The 8,626-nt window shown below is 62.1% G+C and carries 5 protein-coding genes; 4 read left to right on the forward strand and 1 reads right to left on the reverse strand.

Features of this window, described 5'->3' with window-relative positions; all coding sequences use genetic code 11:
* Window positions 1–62: 62 nt before the first annotated feature.
* The 3 genes from AC1DCM_RS11935 (at window position 63) to AC1DCM_RS11945 (ending at window position 5,749) form a co-directional block, all read left to right on the forward strand.
* Window positions 63–1,238 (forward strand): exonuclease SbcCD subunit D, encoded by a 1,176-nt coding sequence (locus tag AC1DCM_RS11935; protein WP_477518351.1) that lies wholly within the window; start codon window positions 63–65, stop codon window positions 1,236–1,238.
* On the forward strand, window positions 1,235–4,243 hold the full coding sequence (locus tag AC1DCM_RS11940; protein WP_477518352.1) for an AAA family ATPase: 3,009 nt from the start codon (window positions 1,235–1,237) through the stop codon (window positions 4,241–4,243). The genes AC1DCM_RS11935 and AC1DCM_RS11940 overlap by 4 nt, the downstream gene beginning before the upstream one ends.
* Before the next feature lie 87 nt (window positions 4,244–4,330).
* Window positions 4,331–5,749 (forward strand): MFS transporter, encoded by a 1,419-nt coding sequence (locus tag AC1DCM_RS11945; protein WP_477518353.1) that lies wholly within the window; start codon window positions 4,331–4,333, stop codon window positions 5,747–5,749.
* On the opposite strand, the gene AC1DCM_RS11950 is transcribed toward AC1DCM_RS11945, so the two are convergent.
* Window positions 5,750–6,763, reverse strand: a complete 1,014-nt coding sequence (locus AC1DCM_RS11950; RefSeq protein ID WP_477518354.1) for an AraC-like ligand-binding domain-containing protein — start codon at window positions 6,761–6,763, stop codon at window positions 5,750–5,752.
* Between the two features lie 236 nt (window positions 6,764–6,999).
* On the opposite strand from AC1DCM_RS11950, the gene AC1DCM_RS11955 reads away from it, so the two are divergent.
* A complete protein-coding gene (locus AC1DCM_RS11955) occupies window positions 7,000–8,475 on the forward strand; it encodes an APC family permease (RefSeq protein WP_477518355.1) in 1,476 nt (491 codons plus the stop codon).
* Window positions 8,476–8,626 lie beyond the last annotated feature (151 nt).

Raw genomic sequence — 8,626 nt, forward strand, 5'->3', positions numbered from 1 at the left:
AGGATCGACGCCGGACGGCCTGTCTGCGCTTTTTTGTCGGTGCCCCCAGTTAGCTTGAAAATATGCGGTTACTCCATACCTCCGATTGGCATCTCGGCCGGTCATTCCACGGCGTTGGCATGCTTGAAGCCCAGCGCGGTTTTGTGGACCAGCTCGTGTCCTTCGTAGAAGCGAAGTCTGTAGACGTCGTCCTCATCGCGGGTGACGTCTATGATCGCGCCCTGCCTGGACTCGATGTCGTTAAACTTCTCGACGACGCCTTGGTCCGTATTACCCAAGCCGGGGCCACCGTAGTGCTCACCAGCGGCAACCACGATTCCGCCATTCGGCTGGGATTCGCGTCCCGCTTGCTCGAACGTGGCGGCGTTCACCTCAGGACAAGGGTGGAGGACCTGGACGTTCCCGTGCTCGTTCCCTTCGGAAAAGATGGGGAGGGCAGCGCCACACTTGCGATCTATGGGATTCCCTACTTGGAACCGCGGCTTGTCGCGGAGCGGCTGGAAGTGGAGACCGCGAGTCATTACGAGGTCACCCGTGAAGCGACCGATCGGATTCGGCGCGACCTCCAGGACCGCCGTGCATCAGGCGCAGTGCATCCGGTGGTCCTTGCACACACTTTTGCCAGTGGAGGTATCACTTCTGACAGTGAACGGGACTTGAGCATCGGAGGGTTGGGCGCAGTGCCCCTGGATCTCTTCGAGGATTTTGCCTACACCGCACTTGGTCACTTGCACGGCCGGCAGGAACTTGCCCCGAATGTCCGCTACTCCGGCTCCCCACTGGCCTATTCGTTCTCCGAGGCCAAACATTGCAAGGGCGGTTGGTTGGTTGATATCGATGCCGATGGAACCATCGGTGTCCAGGAAGTTCTTTGGGAAGCTGCCAGGAGCCTGGCCGTGTTGAGAGGCAAGCTGAACGATCTCCTTGAATCAGACGAGCACGCCTGGGCTGAAGCTGCCTATTGCCAAATCACCCTCACGGATGCCGAGCGGCCCGCCCAGGCCATGGAGCAGCTACGAACCCGCTTTCCTGACACCTTGGTCCTGTCCTTCGACCCCGAGGGTGCTGGGACCAAAGACAAGGTCAGTTACAGCAGCAGGCTCGCTGCCGCCCAGGACGACCTCGAGGTCTGCTGCGGATTCCTGGAACACGTTCGGGATCGCAGTCCCGGAGCTGCGGAAGAGGCTGCCCTGCGCGCCGCCCTCGAGGCCGTGCGCCTGGAGGAGGCTGAACTGTGAGGATCCATCGACTCGAAATTGAGGCTTTCGGGCCTTTTGCCACTGCGCAGCACATTGATTTTGATCAACTCAGTGCACAGGGGTTGTTTCTGCTCAACGGCGCCACCGGGGCTGGCAAGACCAGCATCCTCGACGCCATCTGTTTCGCCCTCTATGGCTCCGTTCCGGGTGCACGCCAGGAAGGTAAGCGCCTCCGCAGCGATCATGCAGCGTCGGGTGCCGAACCGCGTGTGGTGTGCGAATTTTCGGCCCGGGGCAGGCGTTTCGAAGTCAGCCGTTCCCCTGCATGGGAACGCCCCAGCGCGCGCGGCCGGAACGGCTTCACAACCCAACAAGCCAAGACACTGCTCCGCGAGTGGGTTTCGGGGGTCTGGGAGGAAAAATCTTCGCGTAATGACGAAGTCGGCGCCGAGCTTTCCGAGCTTTTGGGTATGGACCGGGACCAGTTCACGCGCGTTGTGATGCTTCCCCAAGGTGACTTTGCCGCGTTCCTGCGCTCCAAAGCCAATGATCGGCTCGAGCTCCTCCAAAAACTCTTTGGGACGCAGCGATTCGAGTCCGTGGAGAAGCAAATTGCGCGGCAGGCGGCCGAAGCTTCACGCGCTGTGCAGGACAATGCTGCTGAACTGAAGATGCTGCTTGGAAGGGCAGCCGCGGAACGGGAGCAGCTTGGCCTTTCCGATGCGCTGGCAAATGTAGAGACAGCTGTCGAGGCGCCTGAGGCATGGCTCGCGGCCTTGGAGATGGAGTTGCTGGAAGAAGGTGGGCGACGTAAAGACGAGGCTACCGCAGCTGATGCCCGAGCCATACGGCTTGCGGAACAACTTCAGGAGGACCAGGAGAAGGCCCAACGGCATGCCAGGCTTGCTGCTGGGATGCAGCGGCGGGTCCTGCATGAACTAGCTGCTGCGCGGGCACTGGAAAACAAGGAAAAGCTCGGAGGACATCGCCGTGCGGCCGTCCTTGGGGGACAACTGGACGCCTTGGACGCCACGGAGCGTAAGTACCGGTCTGCCTTGGCGGATAGAGACAGATCCCGGGAGCAGCTTGAATCCCAGGGCCTGGACGCGCCACATCCTGTTGCTGCGCTGGAGACAGTAAAGACCACCCTTGCCGTCCTGGAAGCCCGCCTTCCAGATGAGCGGCGCATGGAGGACGTGGCCACCCGACTCGCAGCCAAACGAAAAGAGCACTCCAGCCATCTGGCGGCCGCCGAAGCAGCAGCAGAATCCCTGCAACGCCTTCGAGCCGAGGAATCAGCGGTGAAGGCCGGGATGGAAGACCTGGAACCCTCAGCTGCCCGCGTCGATGACATGGAACGGGAGGCAGCCGCTGCGGCCGAACTAGTGTCGGTTGTGTCCCGTCATGAAGCTGCCGCCGCCGAGTCGAAGGATCTCACTGAGCGCCACGCCCGTGCTCGCAACAAAATGCAGGACCTCAGGCAAGCGTGGCTTGATGTGAGGGAGGCACGCTTGGCCAATGCGGCCGGAGAGCTCGCGGCAGCCCTCGTGCCTGGGCAGCCCTGCGCCGTTTGTGGCAGCAACGAGCACCCAAATCCCGCCGCCGCAGCTCGTTCGGCACTTTCCATCGCCCAGGAAGAGGAAGAAGCCAGCAAACTATTTGAGGCCAGCGAGAAGGCGCTGGGACGCATCGCGGAACAGGTATCTAGAGCCGCACAGTTGCTGGCAGGCCTGGCTGCCCAGGGTGGCTCCGCAGATCCAGAAGAATGCGCCGCCCGCTTGCTCGCATCCGAAGCTGCGGCGATCGAAGCCCGAAAGGCCTCAGGCGCGTTGGATAAGCTCCGCAAACGGCATGAGGATCTCAACAAACGCATTACCCTCGTGCAGGAGGATCATACTGGGTCAACGAATGCCGCCTTGCAAGCAAGCTCTGCTGTCGAGTTACTCCAGGAGCAGTACCTTGCGCTTGAAGAGGAGCTAGCAGACCTGAGGCAGGGCTTCGCCAGCCTTCGTGAGCGGGCAGAAGCTCTCACGTCCCAGCGGTTGCTGCTTCAGGCTGCTGTGGATGCCGCGAATGAACTCGAACGTGCCGGGGCTGCGCGCCTGGAGGCGCTCGCTGCGCTGGAAAGGGCACTGCCCGGGTCCGGTTTTTCATCAATCGAGGATGTGCGTCGCCAGCTCATGTCGCCCGAGGATGTTGTGGCATTGGAGAAAGCCCTCGCGGATTTCGAGGCCGAAGCTGCCCGACTGGATGAACTGTTTGCCGGCGAGGAACTCGTCATGGCAGCGAAGGAAGTCAGCATCGGCGAACTTCCCCTTCCGGAGGACGAAATCAGGGTCGCCAAGACTGAGGCTGCCCACGCCATGGAAGCAGCCAAAGCATTGGCGCTTTCCGCGGGGCTCGCGAGCAAAGCTGCCCTGTCTGTGCAGAAGATCCGCGCTGAGTATCAAAACACTGCCGAGGCAGGAAGGGAACCGCGCGAGTATGCCAACGTGTTGGGTGGGCTGGCGGACACGCTTCGTGGCGCAGGAGATAACAACTACCGCATGAGCTTGAACAGCTATGTCCTGGCTGCTCGGCTGGAGCAAGTGGCCATCGCAGCTTCGGAGAGGCTCGTTGCCATGAGCGATGGTCGCTACACCTTGCAACACACTGACGCCCGGGCTGCACGCAACCAGAAATCCGGTCTCGGACTGGAAGTGGTGGATGAATGGACGGGCCAGCGCCGTGACACGTCCACGCTCTCCGGCGGAGAGTCCTTCATGGCCTCCTTGTCATTGGCCCTTGGCCTTGCTGATGTTGTGCAGCAGGAGGCCGGTGGAGTGGACATTGAAACGCTCTTTGTCGATGAAGGGTTTGGGAGCCTGGACGAGCAAGCCTTGGAACAGGTGATGGATGCCTTGGAGGGTTTGCGCGACGGCGGCAGGGTTGTCGGGCTGGTCAGCCACGTGGCAGAAATGAAGCAGCGCATCAGCAGCCAGTTGCACGTGGTCAAGGGCCGCCATGGTTCCACGGTCGTTGTTGCCGAAGCAATGCCTGCCTGAGACCGGATCCGATAGACTTGATCTGTTACACCGGGTCGCGCGCATCGGGAGGAGGGACGATGCGCAGACTTTAGCGAACCCGGAACAATGGAAAAATCTTCTTTGGCCTCCAAGCCACTGCCTTCGCAATTGAGCACCACCTCGTCCACGCATCGATCCCGCCTGCCGGGGAGGTTCGCGCGGCTGCCTGAGCTCGCCGGGCCGGGGTTCCTGCCCCTCGGCCTCTTCGCACGACTCCCGTTGGCAATGCTTACCGTGGGTACACTGACCCTGGTCACAGCGGTGAGTCATTCCTACGCAATCGGTGGGATGGCCGCCGGAGCAGTGGGTATCGGTTCGGCCGTCGGAGCTCCCGTCCTCGGCTCGCTGGCCGATCGCGCCGGCCAACGCATCGTTTTGCTTGTCGCGGCAGTTGTTAACACCCTGGCCGTCCTCGGCCTTCTCGCCGCGGCCTACGTGACCCCAAGTTATGTCTCCGTGCTCGACGCTACGGGAGTGCTCGTCGCAGGTTTCCTCGCCGGGGCGAGCTGCCCGCAAGTCGGCCCCATGGCCCGTGTTCGCTGGATGGCGCTGACCACCCGGAATCTGTCATCAGTGCACAAGGCCACTGTTTCCACGGAAGAGATTCCTGCAGCAGAATCATCAGTGGCAAGGAGCGGAGGCCGGAGCGTCGCGGCCAGCCGTGCCGATCTGGACACAGCGCTTTCCTACGAGGGCACTGCTGACGAGGTTACTTTCGTGCTCGGACCTGCCTTGGTTGGAATCCTGGCCAGCCTCATTGCTCCTTGGCTGCCCCTCGCCTTGGCAGCGATCATGACTATCACGCTTGTACCCGCCTTCGCCGTCCACCCCAGCCAGCAGGCCGTGGTGCCGGTACCGCGTAAGGCTGCTGCCGCCGTCGTGGGTAGTTTCAGTGAACCCGCAGCAAAGCGGAGGAGCCGCTGGGCGGGCGCGGTCGTGGCTGTGCCGGTTGTGGCAATGGTGTGCATGGGCACCTTTTTTGGTGCTACGCAGAATGCCCTGAGTGCCTTTTCTGCCCAGTACGCTACTGCGGAAATTGCTGGTCTCCTCTACTCCGTGATGGGTTTGAGCTCCGCGGTGGCGGCGCTGTCCGTTGCGTTCTGGCCGCAGCGCTTTAGCCTTGCTTCCCGGTGGGTTGCTGCGGCCCTTGCGATGTCATTGTTCGCCTTGCTGCTGTTGGTTCCGGCTGGCATCTGGCCCATGGTGTTCGTGCTGCTGTTGCTGGGAATCCCGGTGGGGCCGGTCATGGTCACGGTGTTCAGCATCGGTGGCGTGGTGGCCCCTGCTGGCCGCATGGCTACGGTGATGACAGCCTTGGCCAGTGGGATCGTGGCAGGCACGGCGCTCGGTTCCTACCTTGCAGGGCAGTTGGCGCAGACCCAGGGTCCCAGTGCAGCCTTCGTCGTATCCATGGCTGCCGCAGCGGGCTTGTTGGTGCTGGGAGTTCTGACTTATCTGGTCATGAAGCGTCGACCTCAGGCGTAGTCAAATGCCCGACGTCGGCCCTTTGGTTCCCGGCGAAGGTTCCCTCAAGTGGCTGTTGCGGTAGCCGGTGGGGGAGTTGCCGAATGCAGCCCGGAAGATCCGGCTGAAGTGGGCTGCGTCAGTGAATCCCCATCGCGCCGCAATGGCCGTGACGGGCCGGTCTGCCAGGACGGGGTCCAGGAGGTCGCGCCTGCAGCGTTCGAGCCTGCGCTGCCGGATGGACGCTGCCACGGTGGTGCCGATCTCCTGGAAAAGATCGTGCAGGTGCCGTGTGGAGACGTAGTGGGCGGCGGCTATGGTTCCAGGGGAAAGCTCGGGGTCGCCCAGATTGGCCTCGATGTAGTCATGGATCCGACCCAGCAGGAGGAGGTGGGGATCGCGGCCTGTCTCGATGAGCTGGTCCAGTTCCCCGTTGAACAGGGTAGTGACCAGGTCCAATGCGTTATGGACAAGGCGGAGGCCGTTCGCCCCTGAAAGGGCTTCGAGGTTATCGGCCAGTCTTACCAGGAAAGGGCTGATGAGTTCGCCGAGACCTTCGTCGCCTGGAATCCGCAGGGCTGTCACGTGGCCCATGGCTTCGGCCGGTAAGTCGAGGAGGACGTGTGGGAACATCAGCACCAAAGTGCGGAAGTCGTCGTCGAACGTTAATTGGTAAGGGCGGGAGGTGTCGTAGATGGCGAGGTCCCCGGGACCGAGCACCGCTTCGCGTTCGTCCTGAACCAGGCGGCCAGAGCCGGAGAGCTGGATGCTGAGCTTGAAGAAGCGTCCGGTGGACTTGGCGATCAGCTCAGGCGTTCGCAGGACCGTATGGGGGCCAGCCGTTATTTCGACCACCGAAATTTGACCCAGGACCCGGGCCCGCATGGTCCCGTGGAAGGGAGCGTCTTTGGCGTGTTCAGGGGCTTTGGCCAGTAACGGCACGAAGGATGCTGAGATGGCGCGGCTCCATTCCTGGAACGAATCCGCCACCACTGTGTGCACGGTTGCGGGGCCGGTATCAGCCGCGACGGTCATCAAATTCCCTTTCAATGCCCGCCGTACCTGATGGCGCCGGTACAGAATGCCACCAGCGCGGACGTGAGCTTGCCCACGATTCTACACCGGGGGACTTTACGCGGGCTGTGCTTGCGTGCACCGACAAACACCTTGCCGTGTGAGACAAGTCACGCAGTGCCCCGGCGGAGGAAGATTGCGGAATGACCGACACCGTGCCGCGCAATCTCCGTCCGGCACCGAGGCAGGAGCACACTATGAGCGTGGATAACCCCGTCAAGGGCAAGATAGCTGGGGCCGCAGACACCAGGAGGCGTCTGGGCGTCCCGGCCGTGACCTTCATGATTATTGCGGCTTCCGCGCCGCTGACCGTCCTCGCGGGCGGGGTGACCACCACTTTCGCTGTCACAGGGGTAACAGGTGTCCCGCTTTCGTTCTTGATTCTCGGCGGGATACTGGCACTCTTCGCGGTCGGGTATGCGGCCATGAGCCGTTACGTCACCAACGCCGGTGCCTTCTACGCCTACATTGCCCAAGGCATATCCAGGCCGGCGGGTGTGGGAGCCTCGCTGGTCGCCTTGATGGCCTACAACCTTATGCAGGTAGGCATTTATGGGCTCTTCGGCTTCACCGTTTCCTCACTGCTCTCGGCAAGGCTGGGCATCAGTGTTCCCTGGTGGATCCCAGTGCTGGTCTGCATTGCGATTGTCGGCTGGTTGGGCGTTAACCGGGTGGATCTCTCGGCAAAGGTGCTGGGTGTCCTGGTGGCCCTGGAATTCCTGGTGGTCATCGCCTATGACCTCATCAGCCTTGCCGTGGCACCCGAAGGAGTCTCTGCAGCCTCCTTCAGCCCCGAAAGCCTGTTCGTCCCCGGAATCGGCGCAGTCCTTTCCTTCGGAATCGCCGCTTTCATGGGCTTTGAATCCGCAGCCATCTATGGGGAAGAGTCAAAAGATCCCAAGCGCACTGTTGCCCGCGCCACGTTCGCAGCGGTTGCCATCATCGCCCTCTTCTATGCCGCATCAGCCTGGGCGATGACCGTAGGCGCAGGCCCATCCGCAGTCATCGAAACAGCCACCAACAGTGGTCCGGATATGATCTTCGCCTTCCTGGGTACCAACGGAGGCATGCTCTTGAGCGATATAGCGCAGATCCTGTTCGTGACCAGCCTTTTCGCTGCCTTGGTCAGCTTCCACAACGCTGTGGCGCGATACTTCTTCTCTCTCGGCCGGGAGCGCGTCATCCCGCCGTTCTTCGCAGCTGTCCGCACAGGGAGTGGAGCTCCCTTCGCGGGGTCGCTGGCGCAAACGGTGATTGCCGTCGTCGTGACTGTTGCCTTCGCCATCGCGGGATCGGGCTCTGAGCTTGGTGAACTGTACCCCGTGCTGACCATGTTTACCTGGCTGACCAACAGCGGCGCCATGGGGCTGGTCCTGCTCATGACCGTAGTGTCCGTCGCCGTGATTGGCTTCTTCCGCCGGAAGCGGCATGGTGCCAGCCTGTGGGTACGCGTTGTGGCGCCTGGCCTTGGCTTCGTGCTCCTGGCGGTAGTGTTTGTGCTCATCCTCGCCAACTTCAACGTCCTTCTCGGCCAGACGGAATCGACGGCGGCAACTTTCGTCCTGCCGCTCGTGGTACTGCTGCCGGGGCTCATGGGAATCGCGTGGGGGCTGCGCCTGCGGCGCTCGCAGCCCGGACTCTATGCCCGGATCGGCCACGGCTCGGAAGACTGAAGTCGCTTCGAACGCCGAAGCTGCACGAAAGAAAGCCCCGGCGGGCTTGGGTTCTAGCGGTCGTTGCAACACCCAGAATTTTTGGGAGTTGCAACGACCGTGTCTCGTTTAAGCGGTACTTCGTCAGGTCCGAATCGGTCCGGCCATGACA

This window comes from Paenarthrobacter sp. 10N417, assembly GCF_056394745.1.

Coding starts and splice junctions, on each gene's coding strand:
- AC1DCM_RS11935 (WP_477518351.1), top strand. CDS start 63: ATGCGGTTACTCCATACCTCCGATTGGCATCTCGGCCGGTCATTCCAC.
- AC1DCM_RS11955 (WP_477518355.1), top strand. CDS start 7,000: ATGAGCGTGGATAACCCCGTCAAGGGCAAGATAGCTGGGGCCGCAGAC.
- AC1DCM_RS11945 (WP_477518353.1), top strand. CDS start 4,331: ATGGAAAAATCTTCTTTGGCCTCCAAGCCACTGCCTTCGCAATTGAGC.
- AC1DCM_RS11950 (WP_477518354.1), bottom strand. CDS start 6,763: ATGACCGTCGCGGCTGATACCGGCCCCGCAACCGTGCACACAGTGGTG.